General features: G+C 65.2%; 21 protein-coding genes and 1 pseudogene. 15 read left to right on the forward strand and 7 right to left on the reverse strand.

What is annotated here, in order from left to right; genetic code table 11:
* From dnaA to ACCQ13_RS00055, 11 genes are all read left to right on the forward strand, one after another.
* Nucleotides 1-1329 (forward strand): chromosomal replication initiator protein DnaA, encoded by a 1329-nt coding sequence (gene dnaA, locus ACCQ13_RS00005; RefSeq protein WP_104603302.1) that lies wholly within the window; start codon nt 1-3, stop codon nt 1327-1329.
* A 275-nt stretch (nt 1330-1604) separates the two neighbouring features.
* On the forward strand, nt 1605-2705 hold the full coding sequence (gene dnaN, locus ACCQ13_RS00010) for a DNA polymerase III subunit beta (RefSeq protein WP_104603303.1): 1101 nt from the start codon (nt 1605-1607) through the stop codon (nt 2703-2705).
* Nucleotides 2706-3515: 810 nt separating this feature from the next.
* The gene (recF, locus tag ACCQ13_RS00015) at nt 3516-4622 is read left to right on the forward strand and encodes a DNA replication/repair protein RecF (RefSeq protein WP_104603357.1); all 1107 of its coding nucleotides are present in this window, start codon (nt 3516-3518) and stop codon (nt 4620-4622) included.
* A gap of 113 nt (nt 4623-4735) precedes the next feature.
* On the forward strand, nt 4736-7180 hold the full coding sequence (gene gyrB, locus ACCQ13_RS00020; RefSeq protein ID WP_104603304.1) for a DNA topoisomerase (ATP-hydrolyzing) subunit B: 2445 nt from the start codon (nt 4736-4738) through the stop codon (nt 7178-7180).
* 67 nt (nt 7181-7247) lie between these two features.
* Nucleotides 7248-8084, forward strand: coding sequence for a CPBP family intramembrane glutamic endopeptidase (locus ACCQ13_RS00025; protein WP_159406399.1), 837 nt, complete (start codon nt 7248-7250; stop codon nt 8082-8084).
* A gap of 205 nt (nt 8085-8289) precedes the next feature.
* On the forward strand, nt 8290-9096 hold the full coding sequence (locus ACCQ13_RS00030) for a M48 family metallopeptidase (RefSeq protein ID WP_104603306.1): 807 nt from the start codon (nt 8290-8292) through the stop codon (nt 9094-9096).
* Nucleotides 9097-9378: 282 nt separating this feature from the next.
* A complete protein-coding gene (locus ACCQ13_RS00035) occupies nt 9379-10575 on the forward strand; it encodes a tetratricopeptide repeat protein (RefSeq protein WP_159406400.1) in 1197 nt (398 codons plus the stop codon).
* Nucleotides 10576-10727: 152 nt separating this feature from the next.
* The gene (locus ACCQ13_RS00040; RefSeq protein ID WP_033897859.1) at nt 10728-11399 is read left to right on the forward strand and encodes an energy transducer TonB; all 672 of its coding nucleotides are present in this window, start codon (nt 10728-10730) and stop codon (nt 11397-11399) included.
* A gap of 85 nt (nt 11400-11484) precedes the next feature.
* Nucleotides 11485-12246 (forward strand): TonB-system energizer ExbB, encoded by a 762-nt coding sequence (exbB, locus tag ACCQ13_RS00045; RefSeq protein ID WP_104603309.1) that lies wholly within the window; start codon nt 11485-11487, stop codon nt 12244-12246.
* Nucleotides 12247-12292: 46 nt separating this feature from the next.
* Nucleotides 12293-12715 carry an ExbD/TolR family protein gene (locus ACCQ13_RS00050; protein WP_010364790.1) on the forward strand — a complete coding sequence of 141 codons (423 nt, stop codon included), beginning with the start codon at nt 12293-12295 and terminating at the stop codon, nt 12713-12715.
* 3 nt (nt 12716-12718) lie between these two features.
* Nucleotides 12719-13132 (forward strand): ExbD/TolR family protein, encoded by a 414-nt coding sequence (locus ACCQ13_RS00055; protein ID WP_104603310.1) that lies wholly within the window; start codon nt 12719-12721, stop codon nt 13130-13132.
* 157 nt (nt 13133-13289) lie between these two features.
* On the opposite strand, the gene ACCQ13_RS00060 is transcribed toward ACCQ13_RS00055, so the two are convergent.
* From ACCQ13_RS00060 to cls, 3 genes are all read right to left on the reverse strand, one after another.
* Entirely contained in the window at nt 13290-14057 is a 768-nt protein-coding gene (locus ACCQ13_RS00060; RefSeq protein ID WP_104603311.1) for a pyridoxine 5'-phosphate synthase, read from the reverse strand.
* 8 nt (nt 14058-14065) lie between these two features.
* Nucleotides 14066-14335, reverse strand: a complete 270-nt coding sequence (locus ACCQ13_RS00065; protein WP_104603312.1) for a hypothetical protein — start codon at nt 14333-14335, stop codon at nt 14066-14068.
* 212 nt (nt 14336-14547) lie between these two features.
* Nucleotides 14548-16008: a cardiolipin synthase gene (cls, locus tag ACCQ13_RS00070; RefSeq protein WP_104603313.1), complete on the reverse strand. Its 1461-nt coding sequence runs from the start codon at nt 16006-16008 to the stop codon at nt 14548-14550.
* A 135-nt stretch (nt 16009-16143) separates the two neighbouring features.
* Here cls and ACCQ13_RS00075 point away from each other — a divergent pair, with 135 nt between their 5' ends.
* Nucleotides 16144-17238 (forward strand): PA0069 family radical SAM protein, encoded by a 1095-nt coding sequence (locus ACCQ13_RS00075; RefSeq protein WP_104603358.1) that lies wholly within the window; start codon nt 16144-16146, stop codon nt 17236-17238.
* 247 nt (nt 17239-17485) lie between these two features.
* Here ACCQ13_RS00075 and ACCQ13_RS00080 read toward each other — a convergent pair whose 3' ends face one another.
* Together ACCQ13_RS00080 and ACCQ13_RS00085 are read right to left on the reverse strand one after the other, a co-directional pair.
* Nucleotides 17486-18187 (reverse strand): 2OG-Fe(II) oxygenase, encoded by a 702-nt coding sequence (locus tag ACCQ13_RS00080; protein ID WP_159406401.1) that lies wholly within the window; start codon nt 18185-18187, stop codon nt 17486-17488.
* Between the two features lie 221 nt (nt 18188-18408).
* Nucleotides 18409-19749: an outer membrane protein transport protein gene (locus ACCQ13_RS00085; protein ID WP_274392025.1), complete on the reverse strand. Its 1341-nt coding sequence runs from the start codon at nt 19747-19749 to the stop codon at nt 18409-18411.
* A gap of 216 nt (nt 19750-19965) precedes the next feature.
* Here ACCQ13_RS00085 and ACCQ13_RS00090 point away from each other — a divergent pair, with 216 nt between their 5' ends.
* The 3 genes and pseudogenes from ACCQ13_RS00090 to ACCQ13_RS00100 form a co-directional block, all read left to right on the forward strand.
* The gene (locus ACCQ13_RS00090) at nt 19966-20658 is read left to right on the forward strand and encodes a rhomboid family intramembrane serine protease (protein ID WP_104603315.1); all 693 of its coding nucleotides are present in this window, start codon (nt 19966-19968) and stop codon (nt 20656-20658) included.
* A gap of 71 nt (nt 20659-20729) precedes the next feature.
* Nucleotides 20730-21050: a DUF1820 family protein gene (locus ACCQ13_RS00095; RefSeq protein ID WP_064507842.1), complete on the forward strand. Its 321-nt coding sequence runs from the start codon at nt 20730-20732 to the stop codon at nt 21048-21050.
* A 130-nt stretch (nt 21051-21180) separates the two neighbouring features.
* Nucleotides 21181-21387 (forward strand): annotated as a pseudogene (locus tag ACCQ13_RS00100) (D-2-hydroxyacid dehydrogenase family protein); the annotation flags it as partial.
* 20 nt (nt 21388-21407) lie between these two features.
* Here ACCQ13_RS00100 and ACCQ13_RS00105 read toward each other — a convergent pair.
* Nucleotides 21408-22892, reverse strand: a complete 1485-nt coding sequence (locus ACCQ13_RS00105) for a S41 family peptidase (RefSeq protein ID WP_167526787.1) — start codon at nt 22890-22892, stop codon at nt 21408-21410.
* A gap of 314 nt (nt 22893-23206) precedes the next feature.
* Nucleotides 23207-24505 (reverse strand): murein hydrolase activator EnvC family protein, encoded by a 1299-nt coding sequence (locus ACCQ13_RS00110; protein WP_208800433.1) that lies wholly within the window; start codon nt 24503-24505, stop codon nt 23207-23209.
* Nucleotides 24506-24529 lie beyond the last annotated feature (24 nt).

Consider the following 24529-nt stretch of genomic DNA (forward strand, 5'->3'; position numbering starts at 1 on the left):
ATGGATGCTTGGCCCCGCTGTCTGGAACGTCTCGAAGCCGAATTTCCGCCCGAGGACGTGCACACCTGGTTGAAACCCCTGCAAGCCGAAGACCGCGGCGACAGCATCGTGCTGTATGCGCCCAATGCCTTCATCGTGGATCAGGTACGCGAGCGCTACCTGCCGCGCATCCGGGAGCTATTGGCGTATTTCGCCGGCGCCGGCGAGGTTGCGCTGGCGGTGGGCTCGCGTCCGCGCGCGCCGGAGCCGGTGGCTGCACCAACGGCGGCGGCCAGCGCAGCGGTTGCCGCGCCGATCGTGCCGTTCGCCGGCAACCTGGATTCGCACTACACCTTCGCCAATTTCGTCGAAGGCCGCAGCAACCAACTCGGGCTGGCGGCGGCGATACAGGCCGCGCAGAAGCCCGGCGACCGCGCGCACAACCCGTTGCTGCTGTATGGCAGCACCGGCCTGGGCAAGACGCACCTGATGTTCGCCGCCGGCAACGCGTTGCGCCAGGCCAACCCGGCCGCCAAGGTGATGTACCTGCGTTCGGAACAGTTCTTCAGTGCCATGATCCGGGCGCTGCAGGACAAGGCGATGGACCAGTTCAAGCGCCAGTTCCAGCAGATCGATGCGTTGCTGATCGACGACATCCAGTTCTTCGCCGGCAAGGACCGCACGCAGGAAGAGTTCTTCCACACCTTCAACGCGCTGTTCGATGGCCGCCAGCAGATCATCCTGACCTGCGACCGCTACCCGCGCGAGGTCGAGGGCCTGGAACCACGGCTGAAATCGCGCCTGGCGTGGGGCCTGTCGGTGGCGATCGACCCCCCGGATTTCGAGACCCGCGCGGCCATCGTGCTGGCCAAGGCGCGCGAACGCGGCGCCGAGATTCCCGACGACGTGGCCTTCCTGATCGCCAAGAAGATGCGTTCCAACGTGCGCGACCTGGAAGGCGCGCTCAACACGCTGGTGGCGCGCGCCAACTTCACCGGGCGCGCAATCACGGTGGAATTCGCCCAGGAGACCCTGCGCGACCTGCTGCGAGCCCAGCAACAGGCGATCGGCATCCCCAACATCCAGAAGACCGTGGCCGACTACTACGGCCTGCAGATGAAGGATCTGCTGTCCAAGCGCCGCACCCGCTCGCTGGCGCGGCCGCGCCAGGTGGCCATGGCGTTGGCCAAGGAACTCACCGAACACAGCTTGCCCGAGATCGGCGATGCCTTCGCCGGCCGCGACCACACCACCGTGCTGCATGCCTGCCGTCAGATTCGCACCTTGATGGAGGCCGACGGCAAGCTGCGCGAGGACTGGGAAAAGCTGATTCGCAAGCTCAGCGAGTGAGGCAAGGGCGGCCTTCCCGCCGGGCTTGGAAAAAAGCGTGGATGAGTTGGTACTAAATGCGGGAGAATCTGTGGATAAAGAGGCTTGCGGCGGCGAACGCAAAAGTATCCACAGGTTTTCCCACCGCCCCAGGCTGACTAGTCCAATGGGTTTGTGGGTCTGAAAAGTCTTTGGAAACAAGAATTTAGAGTGGTTGTCCGCAGAAAACGGCCCTACCATCACCACCAAGCTTTTGATTTATTCCACATCTTTAAAGCATAGGGGCACGGAACCACATGCGTTTCACACTGCAACGCGAAGCCTTCCTCAAGCCGTTGGCCCAGGTGGTCAATGTGGTCGAACGACGTCAGACCTTGCCGGTGCTGGCGAACTTGCTGGTGCAGGTGCGGCAGGGGCAACTGTCGCTCACCGGTACCGACCTGGAAGTGGAGATGATCTCCCGTACCCTGGTCGAGGACGCACAGGACGGCGAAACCACGATCCCGGCGCGCAAACTGTTCGATATCCTGCGCGCACTGCCCGACGGCAGCCGGGTGACCGTGTCCCAGAATGGGGACAAGGTCACCGTGCAAGCCGGGCGCAGTCGGTTCACATTGGCCACCCTGCCCTCGAATGACTTCCCGTCGGTGGACGAGGTAGAAGCCACCGAGCGCGTCGCCGTGCCGGAAGCCGGGTTGAAGGAGTTGATCGAACGCACCGCGTTTGCCATGGCCCAGCAGGACGTGCGGTATTACCTCAATGGATTGCTATTCGACCTACGCGACGGCCTGCTGCGCTGCGTGGCCACCGATGGTCATCGCCTGGCACTGTGCGAGACCGAGCTGGAGAACGCTGGCGGTGCCAAGCGGCAGATCATCGTGCCGCGCAAGGGCGTCACCGAACTGCAGCGCCTGCTGGAAGGCGCGGACCGCGAGGTTGAGCTGGAAGTGGGCCGCAGCCATATCCGCGTCAAGCGCGGCGATGTCACGTTTACGTCCAAGCTGATCGATGGCCGTTTTCCGGACTACGAAACGGTGGTTCCAATTGGTGCCGATCGCGAGGTCAAGGTGGATCGTGAAGCGCTGCGTGCGGCATTGCAGCGTGCGGCGATCCTGTCCAACGAAAAGTACAGGGGTGTCCGCGTCGAAGTGTCGCCCGGCCAGCTGAAGATCAGCGCACACAACCCGGAGCAGGAAGAAGCGCAGGAAGAAATCGAAGCCGACACCAAGGTGGATGATCTGGCCATCGGCTTCAACGTGAATTACCTGCTGGATGCCTTGTCTGCATTGCGCGACGAACATGTCGTGATCCAGCTGCGCGATGCCAATTCGTCCGCGCTGGTCCGCGAGGCGAGCAGCGCGAAATCCCGTCATGTGGTGATGCCGCTGCGGTTGTGACCTGCGGTTCCACGTGGAACACGAAGCCCGGCAGATGCCGGGTTTTTTGTTGGACAGATAACGGCTGGGTTGTGGGGGCGGATGTTTGTGGTGTGGTGTCGGTTGCATACAGCGCTTGTGCACGGGATGACAGGTTGCACCATCCAGGTCGCAACTCCGCACCGGTCCGGCAACGCGGAGGCACCGGCATACGATTGTTGATTGCGCCGTCGGTAGAGCGGCTGCGAATCATCAGGATCATTCGGAAGCAGGGTGCGAGCTGAACGTGGCGAATCGCTGATGACGTGGTCATCGCCGCGTGTCCGGCGATCGACACCGAAGTGACTTTACCGACGTTTACGCCAAAAGCGCAGCTATCTAAAAATCTCTGAGACGGCCACCTACCGCCGAGTTCGAATCAAGCCGCTGTTGTGGATGTGAATTCATTCATGTAGCTGCCGCCTCCGTTCCGAGATGACTGTTTGTCTGGCGCGTGGCTCGAAATCCAGTTATGCACACGCTCCTCTGCTTTTAAATCTATAAATAACTTAAGAGCTTTGTGGTGATGGTAGACGTAGATTTCGCCGAAAAGTAGGTTAAGTCATTGTTCTAAAAGTACTTTAATGGCTTGAAACCCTGTGGTTTGGAGCCCGTCTTCCCCGTAGGAACCTGTGCATAAGGCAGTCGGCGGCCAAGACAGCGCTTTTTGTCCACATGTTATCCCCAACAAGCCAGCCGGACCCGGGCGCATGTCCTCCCCACGGCTCGAAGCGATCACGTATGCTGCGCACCGACCGGGATGCCGGATCCCATCCCGGAGCGCAGGTCTCGATGCACGTCGTTAGGCTATCCATCCACCGTCTTCGCCGCTTCGAGTCGGTCGAGTTCCATCCTGCGGCAGGATTGAATCTGCTGACGGGCGACAACGGAGCCGGCAAGACCAGTGTGCTGGAGGCTTTGCACCTGATGGCCTATGGGCGCAGTTTTCGTGGACGTGTCCGCGATGGCCTGATTCGCCAGGGCGCGTTGGACCTGGAGGTATTTGTCGAATGGAGCGAGCGGTCCACCGGGCCACTGGCGCGTACCCGGCGCGCAGGCCTGCGTCACAGCGGGCAGGAATGGACGGGCCGGCTGGACGGTGAAGATGTGGCGCAGCTTGGCGCATTGTGTGCCGCCCTGGCAGTGGTGACGTTCGAGCCAGGTAGCCATGTGCTGATTAGCGGTGGGGGCGAGCCGCGGCGTCGTTTCCTGGACTGGGGCCTGTTCCACGTGGAACCCGACTTCCTGGCCCTGTGGCGGCGTTATGCGCGCGCGCTCAAGCAACGCAACGCATTACTGAAGCAGGGCGCGCAGCCAAGCTTGCTGGACGCCTGGGACCATGAACTGGCCGACTCCGGCGAAGCGCTCACCTCGCGCCGCCAGCGCTACCTCGATCGTCTGCAGGAGCGGCTGGTTCCCGTTGCCACGGCCATCGCCCCCAGCCTCGGGCTTACGGCGCTGACCTTCGCGCCGGGCTGGAAGCGCCACGAGCTCTCACTGGCCGATGCGCTCCTGCTGGCACGCGATCGCGATCGGCAGAACGGCTATACCTCGCAGGGCCCGCATCGCGCTGATTGGTCCCCCACATTCGACCTGCTGCCGGGCAAGGACGCCCTGTCGCGCGGCCAGGCCAAGCTCACTGCTTTGGCCTGTCTGCTCGCGCAGGCCGAGGATTTCGCCCACGAGCGTGGCGAGTGGCCGGTGATCGCGCTGGACGACCTGGGGTCGGAACTAGACCGGCATCACCAGGCCCAGGTGCTGCAGCGCTTGGCGCAGGCACCTGCCCAGGTGTTGATGACGGCCACCGAACTGCCGCCAGGCCTGGCGGCATCGCAGAGTGTGCTACATCGGTTTCACGTGGAACACGGGCAGTTGACTGCAGCAGCAGTCCCGATCTGAGGTCAACGGCCCAGGCGGGCCGACTGGTATAATTTCCGTGCTATCCCCCTTTTCCCACGGTGCGAAGCGGCTCCCGCCGTCTGCGCCCGTGTTGTGGAGCCAACGGCACGCGCATGACCGACGAACAGAACACCCCGACGACCCCCAACGGCACCTACGACTCCAGCAAGATCACCGTGCTGCGAGGTCTGGAAGCCGTCCGCAAGCGGCCCGGCATGTACATCGGCGATGTCCATGACGGCACCGGCCTGCACCACATGGTCTTCGAGGTCGTCGACAACTCGGTCGACGAAGCCCTGGCCGGCCACGCCGACGACATCGTGGTGAAGATCCTGGTCGATGGCTCGGTGTCGGTGTCCGACAACGGCCGCGGCGTGCCGGTGGATATCCACAAGGAGGAAGGCGTGTCCGCGGCCGAGGTCATCCTCACCGTGCTGCATGCCGGCGGCAAGTTCGACGACAACAGCTACAAAGTCTCCGGCGGCCTGCATGGCGTGGGCGTGTCGGTGGTCAATGCATTGTCCGAGCACCTGTGGCTGGATATCTGGCGCGATGGCTTCCACTACCAGCAGGAATACGCACTGGGCGAGCCGCAGTACCCGCTCAAGCAGCTGGAAGCCTCGACCAAGCGTGGCACCACGCTGCGCTTCAAGCCGGCGGTGGCCATCTTCAGCGACGTCGAATTTCATTACGACATCCTGGCGCGCCGCCTGCGCGAACTGTCCTTCCTCAATTCCGGCGTCAAGATTGCGCTGATCGACGAGCGTGGCGAAGGCCGGCGCGACGATTTCCACTACGAAGGCGGCATTCGCAGCTTCGTGGAGCATCTGGCCCAACTCAAGTCGCCCCTGCACCCGAATGTGATCTCGGTGACCGGCGAGCACAACGGCATCGTGGTGGACGTGGCCCTGCAATGGACCGACGCCTACCAGGAAACCATGTACTGCTTCACCAACAACATCCCGCAGAAGGACGGCGGCACCCACCTGGCCGGCTTCCGCGGTGCGTTGACCCGTGTACTGAGCAACTACATCGAGCAGAACGGCATTGCCAAGCAGGCCAAGGTCTCGTTGACCGGCGACGACATGCGCGAAGGCATGATCGCGGTGCTGTCGGTGAAGGTGCCCGACCCCAGCTTCTCGTCGCAGACCAAGGAGAAGCTGGTCAGCTCGGACGTGCGCCCGGCGGTGGAAAATGCCTTTGGCGCGCGGCTGCAGGAGTTCCTGCAGGAGAACCCGAACGAAGCCAAGGCCATCACCGGCAAGATCGTCGATGCTGCGCGTGCACGCGAAGCCGCCCGCAAGGCGCGCGACCTGACCCGCCGCAAGGGCGCGCTGGACATCGCCGGCCTGCCCGGCAAGCTGGCCGACTGCCAGGAAAAGGACCCGGCGCTGTCGGAACTGTTCATCGTCGAGGGTGACTCGGCCGGTGGCTCGGCCAAGCAGGGCCGCAATCGCAAGAACCAGGCGGTGCTGCCGCTGCGCGGCAAGATCCTCAACGTCGAGCGCGCCCGTTTCGACCGCATGCTGGCCTCCGACCAGGTCGGCACGCTCATCACCGCGCTGGGCACCGGCATCGGCCGCGACGAATACAACCCGGACAAGCTGCGCTACCACCGCATCATCCTGATGACCGACGCCGACGTGGACGGCTCGCACATCCGCACCCTGCTGCTGACCTTCTTCTACCGGCAGATGCCGGAGCTGATCGAGCGTGGCTATATCTACATCGGCCTGCCGCCGCTGTACAAGCTCAAGCAGGGCAAGAGCGAGCTGTACCTGAAGGACGATGCTGCGCTCAATGCCTATCTGGCCAGCAGCGCCGTCGAAGGCGCGGCGCTGATTCCGGCGGCCGATGAGCCGCCCATCACCGGCGAGGCGCTGGAAAAACTGTTGCTGCTGTTCGCTGGCGCCAACGATGCGATCGCCCGCAACGCGCACCGTTACGACCCGGCGCTGCTCACCGCGCTGATCGACCTGCCGCCGCTGGACGTGGCCCAGCTGCAGGCCGAAGGCGACGTCCATCCCGCCCTGGAGGCGCTGCAGGCCGTGCTCAACCGCGGCACCCTAGGCACGGCGCGCTACCAGCTGCGCTTCGATCCGGCCACCGAGCACACTGCGGCAACGCTGGTGGCGATCCGTCGCCATATGGGCGAGGAATTCACCCAGGTGGTGCCGATGGGTGCTTTCGAAAGCGGCGAGCTGCGTCCACTGCGCGAAGTGGCGCTGGCACTCAACGGCCTGGTCCGCGAGGGCGCGCAGATCGTGCGTGGCAACAAGTCCCACCCCATCACCAGCTTCGGCCAGGCGCATGCGTGGCTGCTGGACGAAGCCAAGAAAGGCCGCCAGGTGCAGCGCTTCAAGGGCCTGGGCGAAATGAATGCCGAGCAGCTGTGGGAAACCACGGTCAACCCCGACACGCGCCGGCTGTTGCAGGTGCGCATCGAGGATGCAGTGGCCGCCGACCAGATCTTCAGCACCCTGATGGGCGATGTGGTGGAACCACGCCGCGACTTCATCGAGGACAACGCGCTGAAGGTCTCCAACCTGGATATCTGAGCCGCCGTTGTCGTACGCGCGCAGCGCGACAATGCTGCGTCGGCGATGTGGCGTTCGCAGGACGACGATGCGCACAGATCTCCCCCCTCCCCCGGCGCCATCCGGTGCCGCCGGCAAGCCGCCGCTGCTGCCCGTGTTGCTGGGTTTCAGCATCGATGCACTGATCGCCATCAGCCTGTTGCTGGGCCTGAGCGTGGCCGGTTTCGCGCTATGGGGCGCGCTGCGCGGCCTGGAACATGTGCAGGCCGCTAAGGCGCAGGGCCTGACGCCCTCGCCCGCCGAGGTCATGGCCGCGATCGGCCAGCCCGGGGTGATGGTGCAATTGCTCACCGCACTGGTCAGCACGGCCACCCCGGCGGTACTGCTGTATTACTGGCGCCGCCGCGCAAGCGCGAGCGAGCGGGCGTCCTCGCGCGCTGCGACGTGCCGCGCCGCCACCTGGGGCTGGACAGCATTGATCGCCGCCGCGGTCTTCCTGCTCAGCAACCTGGTCAGCGTGGCGGCCTCGGCCCTGGGCATCAAGCCGGTGCCGACCAACCTGCCGCTGATGGAAGAAGCCATCCAGCAATGGCCACTGGCGCTGACAGTGTTTGCGGTACTGATCGCGCCCGCGTACGAAGAACTGCTGTTCCGACGGGTGCTGTTCGGCCGCCTGCTGGCCGCCGGCCGTCCCTGGCTGGGCATTGTGCTCAGCGGTGTGTTGTTCGCGCTGGTGCATGAGGTGCCCGGCATCAGTGGCAATGGCCCTGCCGCCATCGTCCAGCTGTGGCTGGTCTACGGCAGCATGGGCGCGGCATTTGCGTGGTTGTACTGGCGCACCGGCACCTTGTGGGCGCCCATTGCCGCCCACGGCATCAACAATGCCACCGCCCTGGCGGCGTTGTACTTCTTCGGCTTCGGCTGAGCCTGACCATCGCACCGGCACGCCTCCGGCCCACGGTGTGCAGCCGGTGATCGGCATGCAGGCGTTGATCGCGCACGCCCGATTCGGCGCGGTATCTGTCTGCACCGGACGACCGCTGACCATGTTTTGACGGGCATTCCAGCTCGCTTGACGAAAAGTTAAGACGAGCCTGCCAAAATGGCCCTCAGCGTGACAGGGGGATCCAATGAAAGCCAAGTTGTTGATCGTTGTTGCCGTCCTCGCATTGACGGCATGTGCCACTGCGACCTCGCCGACCGGCCGTCGCCAGGTGGTGGGAGGCGTGTCCCAGGAACAGCTTGACCAGCTGGGTGCGCAGTCGTTCGCGCAGACCAAGGCCAAGGAGAAGGTCAGCACCGATGGCAGGCAGAACGCCTACGTGCAATGCGTGGTCGGTGCGCTGGTGGCGCAACTGCCGCCGCAATGGCGCCAGACCAACTGGGAAACCGCGCTGTTCGTCGATGACGAGGCCAACGCGTTCGCCCTGCCCGGCGGCAAGGTCGGCGTCAACACCGGCATCTTCACCGTGGCCAAGACCCAGGACCAACTGGCGGCGGTGCTCGGGCACGAGATCGGCCATGTGATCTCGCGGCATCACGAAGAACGCATCACCCGCCAGCTCGGTGCGCAGACCGGGCTGGGCATCATTGGAGCCCTGGCTGGTGCGGCGTACGGCGACGGGGCGGCCAGTGCCGTCAACCAGGTCGGGGGTATGACCGCTCAGACAGTATTCCTCTTACCCGGCTCGCGTACCCAGGAAAGCGAGGCTGACATCGTCGGGCAGCGGCTGATGGCGCAGGCCGGGTTCGATCCAGCCCAGGCGGTCACGCTGTGGCAGAACATGATGGCCGCCAGTGGCAATCGTCAGCCGCAGTGGCTGTCCACCCATCCCGATCCGACCAACCGCATCCGCGAGCTGCAGGCCGACGTCGGCCAGTTACAGCCTGTCTATCAGCAGGCACGCCAGGCAGGGCGTCAACCGAAGTGCGGTTAGACACCGTGCCGGGCGGCGCGGTGTTCGAAGACGCGGGGCCGCGCCGATCCGCAGACGCGGCAGCTGGAGGGCTCAGGACCTCGTCCGCGTCGCATCTACTCGCTGCCTGCTGGCGACCGTTAGCCTTGCTCAACAACTGTCACATTGCGCAATTGCCGCAGCACAGCATGGAAACCGTTTTCGGGAACTGAGACTTTCTGCTAAGTTTGCCGGCTCAGATTTTTCGTACAGCGTCCATTCCGCTTTTCGTACCGCCACACGGCGGCTCGTCCGAGGTGAATCATGAAACTGCTCAACCGCAAGCAAGCCCTGTTGTCCTTGTTCATCGCCGCGTCGCTGGGTGGGGCTGTCGTCGCCGATGCAGTTGCGCAGTCGGACCGCTCGTCCGAGCGCGCCAGCCGCAAGTCCAAGAGCAGCGGCAAGGCCGAGGAGCTGTACCCCCAGTCGACCCGCCAGGCGCCGACCATCAAGCCCTCGTCCAAGCTGAGCAGCAAGCTGCAGAAGCTGATCGAAACCTTCAACAAGGGCGAAGACTACGCTGCCGTGCGCACCCAGGCCGACGAGATCCTGGCCAACAGCGCCGCCAACGAAGCGGACAAGGGGCTGGCTGCCCAGCTCGCTGCGCAGGCCGCCTACAACCTGGACGACACCGCTGCCGCCAAGACCTATCTGCAGCAGGCCATCGGACTGAATGCGCTGGATAACAACGGCCAGTTCCAGTCGATGTTGATGCTGGCCCAGCTGCAGATGCAGGACGACCAGCAGGCCGAGGGCCTGGCCACGCTGGACAAGTATCTGGAGCAGAGCAAGTCGCAGCGTCCGGAAGACCTGATCCTCAAGGGCCAGGCGCTGTACCAGGCCGAGCGCTACAAGGAAGCGATCCCGGTGTTGAAGCAGGCCATCGCCGCCTCGCCCGAGCCCAAGGACACCTGGAACCAGCTGCTGATGGCGTCCTACGCCGAAGCCGGCCAGACCGGTGAAGCGGTCGCCGCTGCCGAAGCATTGGCCGCCAAGAGCCCGAACGACAAGAAGGCCCAGCTCAACCTGGCCAGCATGTACATGCAGGCCGACCAGATGGACAAGGCCGCAGGCGTGATGGACAAGCTGCGCACGGCGGGCCAGTTGACCGAAGAAAAGGAGTACAAGCAGCTGTACTCGATCTACGCCAACACCGACAACAAGGAAAAGGACGTCATCGCCGTCATTAACGAAGGTATGCAAAAAGGCATTCTCAAGCCTGATTATCAGACATACCTTGCGCTGGCGCAGTCGTACTACTACAGCGAGGACGTGCCCAAGGCGATCGAGAACTGGCAGAAGGCTGCACCACTGTCCAAGGACGGCGAGACTTACCTGAATCTGGCCAAGGTGCTGCATTCGGAAGGCCGCATCCCGGAGGCCAAGCAGGCCGCGCAGCAGGCGATCGCCAAAGGTGTCAAAAAGCCGGAAGACGCCAAGAAGATCATCAACCTGAAGTAAAAAGAAAAATAAACCCCCGAAATCCCTGTGTTTTGAGTGGTTACAGGACTCGGGATTGGTATAAGCTTGGGAGTTACTGCGGTGTCACAGCCGTCCGAAAACCTGGGGATCATCACAGTGATCCGGGCCCCCACTGAAAGAGCCATTGGCGCATGACGGAACAACTCGTTATCCACAGGCATGACTATGATGCCGGGAACCAGGGTCTGAGCTGGGCCCGCATTATCGGTATTGCTTTTGTAATTGCCCTGCACCTCACTGCACTGATGATGTTGCTGATCCCTGCAGTGGCGCCGAAGGCTCCGGCAGAGAAGGAGCGCACCACCATGGTCACCCTGGTGGATGCACCGCCTCCTCCCCCGCCGCCGCCGCCGCCGCCGCCGCCGGAAGACAAGCCGCCACCGCCGGTCAAGAATCTGTCGCCGCCGAAGCCGTCACCGGTTCCGCCGCCGCCGGAAGCACCGGTTGTCGATGTTCCCGAACCGCGTCCGAGCGATATCGTCACGCCGCCGAGCCCTCCGTCTCCGCCGCAGCCGCCGAGTGACATCGGCGCCAGTGTCGATATCTCGTCCAAGAACATGAACCCACCCAAGTACCCGCCGGCAGCATTCCGTGCCGGTGTCCAGGGCGAGGTGATCCTGATCGTGGATGTGGATGCCAGCGGCAACGTGACCAACGTGTCGGTCGAAAAGTCCAGCCGCAACCGCGACCTTGACCGTGCCGCGATGGACGCAGCACGCAAGTGGAAGTTCAACGCCTCCACTGTCAACGGGCAGAAAGCCGCCGGACGTGTCCGCGTCCCGGTGAACTTTGCTCTGAACTGATCCCACGGGCCGGCTGTGGTCGGCCCAGGATCCTGTCTTCCTTTCGCTCCACCCTTCATCACCACACACAACAAAGGTAAGCGTCATGCTGCAGGAATTCTTTATCGCCGCCGCTGCAGGGGGCTCCAATCCGTCGGCCGCTCTGTCGCAGATGGGCTTCGAGCACTTGATCACCGAAATGACCTCCAGCCCCGGCGACTTCGCCGTGTCCTGGGTCGTGTTGGTCACCCTGATCGCCATGTCCGCTGCCTCCTGGTACTGGACCGTCATCAACATCTTCCGCGCCACCCGCCTGAAGAGCGCGGCTGACCGCGTCACCACCGCCTTCTGGGAAGCCCCGAACGCGCAGGACGCCATCCGCGCCATGGAAGAACAGCCGGCTTCCGAGCCGTTCTCCAAGATCGCACTGGACGCTGCGCAGGCGGCTGCCCACCACCAGCGTGCCGAAGGCAACACCGGCGGCCTGGGCGAGAGCCTGAGCCGTTCGGAATTCGTCGACCGCGCCCTGCGTCAGGCCGTGACCCGCGAAAGCACCAAGCTGCAGTCGGGCATGACCCTGCTGGCCACCGTCGGTGCGACCGCGCCGTTCGTCGGTCTGCTTGGTACGGTGTGGGGCATCTACGGCGCCCTGATCAAGATCGGTGCGACCGGTTCGGCCTCGATCGATGCCGTTGCCGGCCCGGTGGGTGAAGCGCTGATCATGACCGCGATCGGTCTGTTCGTCGCCATCCCGGCCGTGTTCGCCTTCAACTTCTTCTCGAAGGTCAACAGCTCGGTGATCGCCAAGTTCGACACCTTTGCCCACGACCTGCACGACTTCTTCGCCACCGGTTCGCGCGTTCGCTAATCCGGTCGTCAAGAACGCCTTCGCAACGATTTAGACGGAGCCCGTTATGGCCTTCAGTAGTGGAAACAGCGGCGGCCCGATGGCCGACATCAACGTGACGCCCCTGGTGGACGTCATGCTGGTGCTGCTGATCATCTTCATCATTACGGCACCGCTGATGTCCCACAAGGTCAAGGTGGAGCTGCCACAGGCCAACTTGATCCAGAAGGAAGATGCGGAGAAACGCGCCGCGCCGATCACCCTGGCCGTCAAGGAAGACGGGTCGCTGTACTGGAACGATGAGCCGATCTCCAAGGAAGCCCTGGAGTCGCGCCTGTCCACCGCAGCGCAGCAGACCCCGCAACCGCCGCTCAACCTGCGCGGCGACCGCACCACCAAGATGCGTACGATCAACGAGATCACCAAGATCGCGCAGGGTCAGGGCATGCTGGACGTCGGTTTCGTTGCAACCAAAGTCAAGGGGCAATAAGCCATGGCATTTAGTACTGGTGGCGGCCGTGGGCCGATGGCCGACATCAACGTCACGCCCCTGGTGGACGTGATGTTGGTGCTGCTGATTATCTTCATCGTGACCGCGCCGATCATGACCTACCCGATCGCCGTGGATCTGCCGCAGCGGGTGCTCAACCCGCCACCGCAGACGACCGAACCGCCGCCGCCGATCGAGCTGCGCATCGACGCCAGCAACCAGGTGTTCTGGAACAACAGCCCGACGCCGGTGGATCAGCTGCAGCAGAAGATGGAAGAAGTGGTCCAGTCCGATCCGACCAACCAGCCGGAACTGCGCATCGATGCAAACCAGGATGCGGAGTACGAGGTGATGGCCAAGGTGCTGGCCGCTGCGAAGAACTCGCAGATGAAGAAAATCGGCTTCATGCAGCAGTAAACGTAGTTGCAAGACCGCAACACAACAGTCATGACGCGACTGCAACGCCACCGGAAACGGTGGCGTTTTTTTATGCATCGTGCACGGTAATTTCTGCTGCCTTGTTGCGAAAGTGTGCCTGCTTGCGTGCACCACCCACGAGATGGGTCTGAAGACCCTAGGCCTGCGCGCTCGGCCCGCACACAAGCTGCACATACGCGCGCACCGTGGCATCCAGCCCGTGGTACAGCGCTTCGCCGATCAAGGCGTGGCCGATCGACACTTCCAGCACGCCCGGCACGCTGGCGAGAAAGGCGCCCAGATTGGCCTGCGACAGATCGTGCCCGGCATTGATTCCCAGCCCGTGTGCAGCGGCGCGACGCGCCGCGTCCGCGAACGCGGCCAACGCTTCGGCCGGATGCCCGTCGGCATGCGCCTGCGCATAGGGACCGGTGTACAACTCGATGCGGTCCGCTCCCAGCACTGCCGCCTGGCCGAGCTGCGGATTGCCGGCATCCACGAACAGGCTCACGCGGCTGCCCAGGGCCTTGAATGCGCCGATCAACCCGCCCAGCTCGGCGGTGTCCTGCGCAAAGTCAAAGCCGTGGTCGGAGGTGAGCTGGCCGTCGCCGTCGGGAACCAAGGTGACCTGCTGCGGACGCGTGGCACGGCACAACTCCAGCAAGCCCGGGTAGCCGGGACGTGGCGGCGCGAACGGATTGCCTTCGATATTGAACTCGACTCCACGCTCGCTGGTCAGCGCACTCAGCGCCAGCACGTCGTCGGCGCGGATATGCCGCTGGTCTGGACGCGGGTGCACGGTGATGCCGTGCGCGCCGGCGGCCAGACAGGCGCGCGCAACCTCCACGACATCCGGATCACGGCCGCCACGCGAATTACGTAGCACGGCGATCTTGTTGACGTTGACGCTGAGCTGGGTGGTCACTGGCGCACTCAGGCCTGCGGCTCGCCGTCGCGCGCCGCGGCCGGCGCCGCCGCTTTGCGGGCCTGCGCCACTTCACGCAGGCGCCGCAGCTCGGCCGGGTCGATCATGCTGCTGGTATCGCGTTGCGTCTCGCCCATGCGCGAGGCGAACCAGCCGCGCGTCCAGAGCAGCAACAGCACCAGCGCCGCCAGCAGCGCCGCGATCAGCAACCACATGTGCGGCGTGCTAAACGCCAGCACCAAAGCTCCCAGTGCCATAAGCAGAAACAGCCAGTGCATGACGCGCTCCCCGTTGAGTGGCAGCAGTGTAGCGCTGCGCTGCAGAGGGTTCCACGTGGGGCGCGATCGATGGGCTGGAGCGGCAAGCCGCGTCTGACCAGCAATCGCCGAAGGGGGGCGGACGCCGCCTGCTGCTGCAACGACGTTCGCTGCCAACGTCCAACCGCGGCTGCCCCCGCCCGCTGGCTGCACGGCAATCTTGCAGGCCACGCTTACAGCAGTGGCGACAGCAGCCGTGCGAAGGCCTCGGGCAGGCGCGAACGCCACAACGGACGCCGGCGCACGAAGCGGACTTCCTGCGCGTGTTGCAGCTCGGTGTCGATCATGCCGGCCAGTTCGGCGGCCACCGCCTGGTCGCGCAACAGCATCGACAGTTCGAAATTGAGGCGGAAGCTACGGCTATCGAAATTGGCGCTGCCGATGATGCAGACCTCGTCGTCGGCCAGCAATGCCTTGGTGTGCAGCATGCGCGGGCCGTATTCGTAGATGCGCACGCCGGCCTCCAGCAACTCATCGAAGTACGACCGCGCCGCGTACGTCACCAGGCGCGAGTCGCTCACGCGTGGTACCAGCAGGCGCACGTCCAGCCCGCCCAATGCGGCCGAGGTCAGCGCCATCCGCGCCGCCTCGCCGGGCACGAAGTACGGGGTGACCAGCCAGACCCGGTGCCTGGCCTCATGGATGGCCGCGACCATCAGCCGGTGGATCGCCTCCCACGACGAATCCGGTCCGGACACCAGCACCTGTGCATCGATGCTGCCCTGCGCGCGGGTGGGCACGTCCTCGGGCCATAGTTGCTGGCCCTGGAAGACGGCGCGCCCCTGCCCGGTGGCGTACAGCCAGTCCTCCAGAAACACCAGCTGCAGGCTGCGCACGACATGCCCCTGTACGCGCACATGCAGGTCGCGGTAAGCATCGGTGCGCACCTGTTCGTTCTCCTCGTCGGTGACATTGATGCCACCGGTGAAGCCGATCCGCCCATCGACCACCACCACCTTGCGGTGGGTGCGCAGGTTGAGCCAGGGCCGCTTGAACGGCTTGAGGAACTGCGAGGGATGGAACCAGGCGGTTTCCACGCCGGCCTCGCGCAGCGTGCGCAGGACGCGCCGGGTCATCGCCGAGGAGCCGATCGCATCCATCAGCAGCCGCACCTTGACCCCGGCACGGGCACGTTCCATCAGCGCATCGCAGATCGCAGTGCCGCTGTGGTCGGGCTGGAAGATGTAGTACTCCAGATGGATGTGGTCGCGTGCGCCGGCAATGGCGTCGATGATGGCGGCGTAGGTGGTCGCCCCATCGACCAGCCAGTGCACCTCGGTGGCGGTGCTGGGCGCCAGGCCGGTGGTGGACTGGGCAACCTTGGCCAGCTCGGTGCAATCGGCATCGGGCGGGCACACGCTGCTGTAGCTCTCCATCCCCGAGCGCGAGCGGCCGCGGCGCAGGCGCTGCCGTTTCACCTTCTGCGGCCCGAGCCAGTAATAGATCAGCAGGCCCAGGTACGGCAATGCCGCCAGCGACAACACCCAGCTCAACGTGGCCACCGGCTCGCGCTTTTGCAGCACGATCCAGCTGGCGATCCACAGCAGGTACAGCACGTAGGCGGCGATGAGAAGCGCTTCGAGGTGGGGAAGGCTGACCAACCAGTCCCACGCGCCCTGTGCGAATGCGAGCATGCGTGGATTCTACGGGCCACGCGCGCCATTGCGATGACCGCGAGGTCATGCCCAGCCGCTCGGCGCCGGATGCATGTGTCTGCGCGTCCGTTCGTGGTCGCGGCGCATGAGACTGGCGCGCCGTACCATGCCTGCATGGCAAGCGCGATCAAAGGCCGGGGAGCGACCGGCCATCTGCCCGCACGGTTCGAGGCCACCACCTGGCAGGCGGTGGACGATGGCTGGTGCGCGGACGCCGATGAGGCGTTCACCGCACCGGCGTTGCGCACCCAGGTCACCGACGAAACGGCGCGCCGCATCATCAGCCGCAACCACTCGCCGGATATCGGTTTTTCGCAGTCGGTCAATCCGTATCGCGGCTGCGAGCATGGTTGCAGCTACTGCTTCGCGCGACCATCGCACGCGTATCTCAATCTTTCGCCAGGCCTGGATTTCGAAACCAGGCTATTCGCCAAGACCAACGCGCCGGAGCTGCTGCGCCGAGAATTGTCGCGGCCGAATTACGTGCCCAGCCCGATCGCACTGGGCATCAACACCGATGCTTATCAGCCGATCGAACGTAAGCGCGCCTTGACGCGCCAGTTGATCGAGGTGCTATGGGAAACGCGCCACCCGTTCACGCTGATTACCAAGAATGCGCTGGTGACGCGCGACCTGGACCTGCTGGTCCCGTTGGCGCGCGAGAACCTGGTCAACGTGCATTTTTCAATCACCACGCTCGACCCGCATCTGTCGGCCAGGCTCGAACCGCGCGCTTCAGCCCCGCACGCCCGCCTGCGTGCGATGCGGGCACTGCATGAGGCCGGCGTGCCAGTCGGAGTGATGGCTGCGCCAGTGATCCCGTGGATCAACGACCACGAGCTGGAAGCGATCCTGCAGGCCGCCGCCGATGCCGGCGCGCACAGCGCCGGTTATGTACTGCTGCGCTTGCCGCATGAAGTTGCGCCGCTGTTCCGCGACTGGTTGCAGACCCATCACCCGCAGCGCGCTGCGCATGTGATGAGCACCATCCAGCAGCTGAGTGGCGGCAAGGATTACGACAGCACCTTCGGCACGCGCCTGCGTGGGCAAGGCGTGTATGCCGATCTGCTGGCGCGTCGCTTCACCCTCGCCCACCGCCGCGCCGGTTTCGATGCACATAACATGGCGACATTGGAGACCGGCAAGTTCAAGCGCCCCGCCCCGCCAGCCAAAGCAGTACCTGAGTCGCCCCAGGGGCAGTTGTTCTAGCGGCGGAGATTGGGGAATCGCAACGGCAATGACGCATCGACCGACCATTGCCGATTGCCCGCCATGCAACGTCGGCGATATCTGGCCGATCCGGCTGGTCGCCAAGGTACTCTCGTCATTCGCGCCAACGCGCGGATCAACCCGCGGCGGCTGTTCGGGCAGCACAAATCAGTCGCCGCAATGAAAGCTAGCAGGCTACAGCAGCAACGCCGCGCCGTTGCCGTTGCGATTCCCCACTCCCGATTCCCTATTCCCCGCCATAAAGCGCTTGCGCAGACCGGAACAGGATCCAGCTGGTGGCGATGAACTTGTCGCCGCCGACCGGGCGGTTGCCGCGGTGGGTGTGGGTGAAAGCGGTGGGGGCGATCAGCAGGCTGCCGGTGCGCGGGCGGGCCTTGCGCTGCTGGAACAGGAATTCGGTTTCGCCCTGCTCGAACGCGTCGTTGAGGTACAGCGTCCACAGCAGATGCCGATGCAGGGTGTCGGCGCTGGCATCGCGCGGATACAGCTCGCAATGCCAGTACGGGTAGCCGCCCTGATCGGCGGTGTACCACTGCAGATTGATCGCGCCCGGGCGCAGGCAGGTGCGTGCCAGATCGCCCAGTGCCTGGTCGCTCATCTGCACGATGTCCTCGGCCAGCAGCCGGTGCGGCGTGCCGTCGGCGGTAGTGACCTGCAGCATCAACGGCGAGATCAGCGCCTGCGGGTACTGCCGCAGATAGGCCAGCACGCCGTCGAACACGGCCTGCTGGATGCGGCCTTCCACCGCCGCCCATTCGGCGATGCCGCTGATGCGCAGGTCGCGGCTGTGCTTGAGTTCGGGAAACACGCCGCCGCCGACCCGGCCTGGATGCAGCTGCTGGCTGTCGCGCATGCGCTGCACGATGGCGGCGCAATCGGCAAGCGAAAGGGCGTTGTCGGTGATCTGGATGAAGTCGGGTTGGCTCATGCGCACGACCATAGCAATCCGTCGTGCAGGCTGCACGGCCCTGCCGCACAGCGTGCAGCTGGCACAGGTGGGCATGCCGATGCAGCGCCGGCGTCGGCTGCTCCGTGCGGCTGCGCCAGCACGCGATTCCCCTGGCCGGCCCGTGCGCGCGAACGGTGGACCAGGACCAAAGAAAAACCCCGCCGTAGCGGGGTTCGTCGTCGTGCGGCCTGCAGTAACGATCAGAACTTGTACTGGACCGATGCAGCCAGGATGTCGCCCCTCACGTCGTAGCTGCCCGCCAGGCGGTCGCCGGTGGCGCTGCGGGTATCGGTGGTCGGGTCGCTGACGAACAGGTGGGTGTAGCCGAAGTTGTACTCGGCCTGCTGCGAGGGACGCCAGCTCAGACCCAGCGAGACCCACTTGCGGCTCGCATCCGGCACGCGCACGTCGCGATGCTCGGCACTGGTCGGGGTCTGGTCGTAGGCCAGGCCGCCGCGCAGGGTCAGCGTGTCGCTCATGCGGTAATCGGTACCGATCGAGGCGAAGGTGGTGTCGTGGTAGGAGAAATCCAACACGCTGTCGGGCTGGTTGGAGGCGAAGTCCACCGTCACCCGGTCGAACTTGCTCCAGGCGGTGCGGGTGACGTCGGCCATGATCGACCACTGCTCGTTCACGTTGTGGGTGAAGCTGGCAGTGGCACTGGCCGGCATGGTGACGGTGGCGCGGCCCTTGGTGTCGACGAAGGTGCCGGGGGCGGCGAACGCCAGCACGGCAGCTGCATTGCTCGGCGTGGTGAAGTCGGCCTCGCCGTCGGTGATCTTGTGCTCCACTTCCGAGCGGTAGCTGAAGCCGATGTGGGTGTTTTCGTCGATGCTGAACAAGCCGCCCAGGGTAAAGCCGACTTCGGTGCTGTTGCCCTGGATGCGCGAGTAACCATCGGCGCTGCCCGGTGCGAAGCCCGGCACGCGGCGGGCGGTCAGGATGCTGCCGAAGTCCACGGCGTTGGCCAGGTCGATGTCCAGGCGCTCGGCGAACACCGAGGCACCGAAGGACACGTACGGGTTCACGTCGTAGGAAAACGCCACGTTGAAGTCGACCGCCTGCAGCTCGGTCTTGGTGCCGTTGTAGCGGCCCACCCAGTCGCGGTCGTATTCGGTCTTGAAGCCGAACGGCGCGGTGATCGAGGTGCCTAGGTGCATGTTGTCGTTCTCGCCGAACGGCACATGGAAATACATGGCCGGAACCGGCGCGATCATGCCGGCATCGCCGCCATTGCCACCGGAGACCGGGGCGCCATTGGCGTAGGTGGCGGTGTCGGGCTTGAACTTGGCCGAGAAGCTGATGGCGCTGACGTCGGCCTGGAACAGGCGGCCGTCGAGCTGGCGCATGCCGGCTGGGTTGTTGGCGATGATCGAGGCATCGTCCGGGGCGCTGCCCGAACCCGCAAACGCGCGGCCGAGGCCCTTGGCGCTGTTTTCCTTCAGCTGGAAAGCGGCACCGTGTGCCTGGCCAACGGCCAGGACGCCGGCGATGCCGACGGCGAGCAGGGTGGCGCGGCTGAGAGTGGAAGCAGTAGACATGAGTTGTTGCTCTCCGGATAAGGACTGCAATGGTCGATTCAGCGCCCGCGCCCAGCACCAATCCAGTGCCCGGGGCGCGCCGGAGACCCCCCCCGACATACGACGCCGTACGCAGTATACCCACGACAATTAACCGAACAATAACGATCGTCCCTTTCTGCACGCCGACGGGTTAGGGTTGGGTTCAGGCCCGCGGGCGGCTATTGTGCCCCTCCGATGTTCGTCTCCCTCCCCTCCCGCAAGAAACCCACCCCACGCTGGGCCGTGCCGTTGCTGTTCGCTGCGGTGTGGTTGGCCTATCTGTGGTCGATCAGCCAGCCAGGCGAGGCGCGCAAGACGCTGTGGCTGGATTGGGGCGCCTTGTCCAGTGGCGTGTCCAACCTGGGCGCCTGGTTGGCCACCCTGCGCGACGGCAGCGTGTTGCGCTTGTTCACCGCGTTGTTCCTGCATGCCGATTGGTCGCACCTGCTGGGCAACCTGGTGTTCCTGCTGATCTTCGGGCTGCCGGCCGAGCGCATCCTGGGCCCGTGGCGGTTGCTGCTGCTGTTCCTGCTGGGCGGCGCAGCTTCCAACCTGGCGGCGATCTTCGCCATCGGCACGCCGGACCGGGTCATCATCGGCGCGTCCGGTGCGGTGTCGGCCTTGATCGGCACGTATCTGGCGCTGTTTCCCGGCGCCAAACTGGGCGTGGTGCTGCCCTTGGGGTTGTTCCTGGAATTCATCCGCGTGCCGGCGCCGCTGCTGATCGGTGCCTGGGCCTTGCTGCAGGTGGTGTTCGCCTACATCGGCCCGGCGTTCGGTATGGTGGCCTGGTCGGCGCATATCGCCGGCTTCGTGTTCGGCGTCGTCTACGGGCTGTCTGTGCGCGCGGCCATCGCCCGGCGCCTGCGCAAGCGCCACGGCTTCTAGCGTGCGCGGTGGTGCGCGGCTGGCCGATGTGCGCACGCTGTCAGGCGTGCCCGCGCGCCTATAATCGGTGCATGGTCAAGCCTCTCTACAAAGTCACCTTCCTCAACCATGGCAAGGTGTACGAGCTCTACGCACGCGAAGTGACCGGCAGCCATCTGTGGGGCTTCAACCAGATCGGCGAGCTGGTGTTCGATGTGCACGACGGGCTGGTGGTGGATCCCACCGAAGAACGCTTGCGCGAGGAATTCGGCAACACCCGGACCTTGCACCTGCCGATGCAGAGCATCGTGCGCATCGAAGAAGTGGAAAAGAAGGGCCAGTCGGTGATCCGCGATGCGGCCACCGGCGACAAGGTGGTCACGCCCTTCCCGCTGCCGGGCAAGCCGCGCTGATGCGCATCGTGGTGCCCGACGATTATCAGGGCGCTGTAAGCAGCCTGCCCTGTCTGCAGCACCTGCAAGGCCACGATGTGCAGGTGCTGGGTGCCCTGCCCACCGAGCCCAGCGCATGCGTCGAGCGCTTGTCAATGTGTTCGAACACGAGCCGGTGTTCGATCCACACGATGCATTGCTGCAGCATCCGCGCGTGCTGGCCACGCCGCATCTGGGATACGTGGAACGCGACAGCTACGCGCTGTATCTGGATGCGGCATTTGACAATGTACTGGCATTCGCTTCTGGAACGCCGCGCAATCTGGTCAATCCCGAGGCATTGACCAGATTGCGCTAGCCCGTTGTGATCGATCGCCCCTACTTGGTCGGCGGGCTGGGTTCGGGCGTCTGTGCCGGTGCGGACTCGGCTGGCGCGGCCGGCTTGGCCTTGTCGGTGGCCGGCGGACGCGCCGCCGCCGGCTTGGATTCTGCCGCCGGCTTGGCGGCTGCCCTGGCCTTCTGCGCTGCCTGCGCCTTGGCCTTGCGTGCCGCCTCGGCCTTGGCCGCCGAGCCGGGCTGCTTGAGTTCGGCCAGGGCGGCGGTGATGGGACCGTCGCCGGGCAGCACGTCGCCGGCGGTATAGCCCTCTTCGCCTTCGGCGTCGCCGCGCAGATGGCCGGGCAAGGTGGCTTCGCTGTAGTCGCTCAGGCTGGCCGGTAGCTCGGACTCGCCCGGTTGCGGGTCGGGCGTGAGCAAGACCTCCGGCACGATGCCGCTGGCCTGGATCGACTTGCCGCTGGGTGTGTAGTACCGCGCGGTGGTGAGCTTGACCGAGTCGCCGTTGTCCAGCGGTAGCACGGTCTGCACCGAACCCTTGCCGAAGGTACGGCTACCGATGATGCGCGCGCGCTGGTTGTCGCGCAGCGCACCGGCCAGCACTTCGGACGCACTGGCCGAGCCGGCGTCCACCAGCACCACCACCGGCGCACCGCCGAGCAGGTCGCCCGGGGTGGCATCGAACTTGGCATCGCTGATGGAGATGCGCCCGCGGGTGCTGACGATGTTGCCCTTGTCGAGCAGGTCGTCGGCCACCTGCACCGCCGCGGTCAGCAAGCCGCCGGGGTTGCTGCGCAGGTCCAGCACCAGGCCGCGCAGCTTGCCGCCGGCCTGCAGTTGCTTGAGGTTCTTCTGGAAGTCGGCACCGGTATCGGCCTGGAAGGTGCTGATACGGATATAGCCATAGCCCGGCTCCAGCAGCTTGCTGCGCACGCTGGCCACGCGGATGGTCTGGCGTTGCAGGGTGACATCGAACGGCTTGGGTGCCTTCTCGCGCAGGATGGTCAAGGTGACCTTGCTGCCGGACTCGCCGCGCAGCGGCTCCATCGCCTTGCTGGCGTCGATCGGCTTGCCGTCGATGGCCACGATCACGTCGCCGGCGCGGATGCCGGCGCGCGCGGCCGGGGTGTCGTCGATCGGGGCGATCACCTTCAGCGTGTTGTCCTGCTGCTGCTGCAGTTCCACGCCGATGCCGTCGTAGGCACCGCTGGCCTGCTCGTCGAAGGCTTCGGCGTCTTCCTTGTCGAAGTAGGTGCTGTGCGGATCCAGGTCCGAGAGCAGGCCGCGCACGGCCGCGTGCATCAGTTTCTTGTCTTCCACCGGGTCCACATAGGCCTGCTTGACCGCGTTGTACACCGCCACGAAACGGCGGATCTCCTCCAGCGGCACCTTGGAGACGGCGGCTTCATCGGCGTCCGGATCGTCTGCAGCGGGCTGCGCGGCAGCGGCGGGACGGTCGGTCTGCGCCCAACCAGGCGACGCGAACAAGGCCAGCGACAGGGCAACAGACAGAACGGCTACGCGCATGAAGCACTCCGGCAAAGAGACAAGACGCCCCGCAGCGCGGAGCTGCCCGATTATGCGCGAAGCGGCGGTAAATCCACGTTGAATTGCAGACGCGTTGCGCGGGCCGTTGCAGGGCCGCCTGCTGGCGAGGCCATCGCAGGTGGCGTGCGTTGCACGGCCGTGTCGGCAGGTCGCAACGCAGGGCAGAGGGCAGGCAGGCTAGCCGCCGGGCAGATCACCGCTCAGGCGGTGTCCACGCAGCGCACTGTCGAAGCCGTGCAGCGCCACGTGTTAACCATTGCTGCTGCCGCCTAGCGTGCCACCGCGCGCGGCCACTAACGTCGCTGCAACCAGCTCGAAGGGTCGACCGGCTGGCCGTTGCGGCGCAGTTCGAAATACAGCGCCGGCACGCCCTGCCCGCCCGAGCTGCCGACCTTGGCCACCGCTTCGCCGCGTTTGATCGCCGCGCCGGCGTCGCGCAACAAGGTGTCGTTGTGCGCGTACAGGCTCATGTAGCCGTTGCCGTGATCGACGATCAGGATCATGCCGTAGCCGGTCATCCAGTCGGAGAACACCACCGTGCCATCGGCCACCGCAGTGACGGTGGTGCCCTTGGGCGCGCCGATCAGCACGCCCTTGCTGGTATGGCCATCGGGCAAGCTGGCATTGAAGCGGGCCAGCAGATTGCCGGACACCGGCCAGCTGAGCCCTCCCACCTTGGGCGCTGGTGCGTTGGCCACGACCGTGGGTGGCGTCTTGCCGGCACGCTCGGGGCGCTCGGACTTGCCGCGTTTGGCCTGGGCGGCAGCAGCGGCAGCGGCGCGCTTGGCGGCGGCGCGGCGTTCGGCTTCGGCCTTGGCGGCAGCGGCGCGCAGATTGGCGAGCAGCTGTTCCAGCGCCTTGGCGTCCTGGCCCAGGGCCTTCTCGCGTTCGGCGCGTTGTTTGTAGCGGTCGTCCAGTTGCGCGACGGTGGCCGCCTGTTGCGAGCGATCCTTCTGCAATACCGCTGCCTGCGCCTTCTGCTGTGCGCGTGCGGCATCCAGCGCCTGGCGACGGCTGGCGATGTCCTGCTCCACCTTTGCCAGCGCGTCCAGCTGGGTGGTCAGGGCCTGGATCTGCTGTGCACGGGCGTTCTGCACGTAGCGGTGGTCGGCCAGCATGCGCGTGGCATCGCCCACGGTGTCCTGCGACAGCAAGACCTTCAGCGGCGCATTGCGGCCCACCTGGTCGGCGGCGCGCAGCAACGCGGCCAGCTGCGCGCGCTGGCCCTGCAGGCCACGCTGCAGGCGCGCGCGGTCTTGCTGCAGCGTGGACAGGTGCTGCTGCTGGGTCTGCATCGCGGCTTCTGTTTCGCTGAGCGCGCGCGCGGTTTTGGCAACCTTTTCGTCGGCCTGGCGCAGCTGTTGGGCGGCGGTGCCGCGCTTGCCTTCCAGGTCGCGGCGGTCGGCGCCGATGGTCTTGAGTTCATCGCGCAGCTGCTGCAGCTTGCGTTCGGTCTCGCGTTGGCTTTGCGCGATGGCACCGGCGCTGCCCAGCAGCAGGCAGGCCAGCACGCTCGCGGCCAGCCACGCGCGTCCACGGCCGGTGGCACGGGCCAGTGGCGGACGCGACAGCGGTGCAGGCGAACAGGCCAACGAACGATCCAGTGACTTCAGGCA

It is taken from the genome of Xanthomonas sp. NCPPB 1638 (assembly GCF_041475635.2).
GTDB lineage: Bacteria > Pseudomonadota > Gammaproteobacteria > Xanthomonadales > Xanthomonadaceae > Xanthomonas > Xanthomonas cucurbitae.